Below are 2072 nucleotides of genomic sequence, written 5' to 3' on the forward strand. Positions count from 1 at the left end.
GTCGGCGGGTGCGGTGGAGTTGTTGACCGAGGCGCGCGTGTGGGTGGCGGAGGGTCCGCGTCGGGCGGGTGTGTCCTCGTTCGGGATGAGCGGCACCAACGCCCACACCATCATCGAACAAGCACCGCAACCCCCGCTCCCCGACGCAACGCCCCCCGCGCGGCCCAACGTTGCTCTCCCACTCGTCCCGATCACCCTCTCCGGCGCCGCTCCCGAGGCGCTGCGCGACCAGGCCGCTCGCCTGCGTGCGATGAACGACGTGCGCCCGCTCGACCTCGGCTACTCCACCGCCACCAGCCGAACTCCCCTCGACCACCGGGCCGTTGTGCTGGCTGAAGACCAGGAGTCGCTGCACTCCGGCCTCGACGCGCTGATCGAGGGCCGCACGGCCCACGGACTGGTGACGGCCGCCACGGAGGACCGCTCCCTGGCGTTCCTGTTCTCGGGGCAGGGGAGTCAACGGCTCGGCATGGGCGGGGAGTTGTATGAGGCGTTCCCGGTGTACGCGGACGCGTTCGACGCGGTGTGCGCGCACCTGGACGCCCATCTCCAACGTCCCCTGTGGGGCGTGGTGTTCGGCGAGGACGCGGACGTTCTGAACCGGACCGAGTTCACGCAGGTGGCGTTGTTCGCGGTGGAGGTGGCGCTCTACCGGCTGGTCGAGTCCTGGGGCGTCCGTCCCGATTTCCTGGCGGGTCACTCGATCGGCGAGATCGCCGCCGCCCATGTCGCGGGGGTGCTGTCCCTTGAGGACGCCTGCGCACTGGTTGCCGCGCGTGGCCGCCTGATGGGTGCGCTGCCCGAGGGCGGCGCGATGGTCGCCGTCCAGGCCCCCGAGTCCGAGGTGCTGCCGCTGCTGACCGAAGGGGTTGACGTGGCGGCGGTCAACGGCCCTGACTCGACGGTCCTTTCCGGCGACGAGGACGCCGTTCTCGCCCTGGCCCAGCGGTGGAAGCACAAGCGGCTCACGGTGAGCCATGCGTTCCACTCGCACCTGATGGACCCGATGCTGGACGAATTCCGCACGGTGGCCGAATCGTTGACCTATCACCCGGCCCAACTCCCCATCGCGGGCCAGCCGGAGAGCGTGGACGCCGAGTACTGGGTCCGCCACGTTCGCGATGCCGTCCGCTTCCACGACGCGATCGAGTCGCTGCGGGCCGACGGCGTGGGCACCTTCCTTGAGATCGGCCCCGACGGCGTGCTGTCCGCGATGGCCGAGGGAACGCCGACCCTCCGCAGGAACCGTCCGGAGGTGGAGTCGCTCCTCACCGCCCTGGCCACCCTCCACACCACCGGCACGGCGGTTGACTGGGGAGCGTTCTACAACGGCACGGGCGCCCGCCGCGTCCCGCTCCCCACCTATGCCTTCCAGCACCAGCGCTACTGGCCGCGCATCAAGCGCCAGGACGCCGCGAGCGAGGCCCTGCGCTACCGGATCGACTGGACGCCGGTCACCGAGATCCCCTCGACCGTTGTTCCCGGCCAATGGGTGATCGTCGGCGCGCCCGGTGACACGCGCACCGAGCCTGTCCGCGACGCGCTCGCCGCCCGGGGTGCCGAGCCCTTGGTGATCGAGGTGGCCGATGGCGAGCCCATCGGCAAGCACCTGACTGAACTCAGCGCCATCGAGGGCGTCTTGTCCCTCCTCGAAGGCCCCGAGTCCGTCCTCGCACTGTCCCAGGCGCTCGAGGCCCACGCGGTCGACGCGCCCTTCTGGGTCGCCACCACCGGCGCCGTCGCCGCCGAGAACACCGACATCGTGGACAGCTCCGCCGCCGCGGTCTGGGGCCTCGGCCGCGTCATCGGCCTTGAGCAGCCGGGGCGTTGGGGCGGCCTGGTCGACCTGCCCGCCGCGATCGACGATCGGACGGCAACCTCACTCGCCAGCGTCCTGAACGGCACCGAGGACCAGGTCGCCATCCGAGCCGACGGCATACTGGCTCGCCGTTTGGTTCGTGCGCCGCATGGTGCGGTTGAGGGTGTGTGGTCGCCGCGGGGGACGGTGTTGGTGACCGGTGGTACGGGTGTGTTGGGTCGGCGGGTGGGGGAGTGGTTGTTGGGTTCGGGTG

At 70.9% G+C, this 2072-nt stretch carries 1 protein-coding gene; it reads left to right on the forward strand.

Annotation, left to right across the window (positions count from 1 at the left end):
• Nucleotides 1–70: 70 nt before the first annotated feature.
• A partial coding sequence (locus tag D7318_RS32255; protein WP_230424328.1) for an acyltransferase domain-containing protein occupies nt 71–2072 on the forward strand: 2002 nt, incomplete at its 3' end.

Origin of the sequence: Streptomyces radicis (assembly GCF_003626575.1) — a bacterium.
GTDB lineage: Bacteria > Actinomycetota > Actinomycetes > Streptomycetales > Streptomycetaceae > Streptomyces > Streptomyces radicis.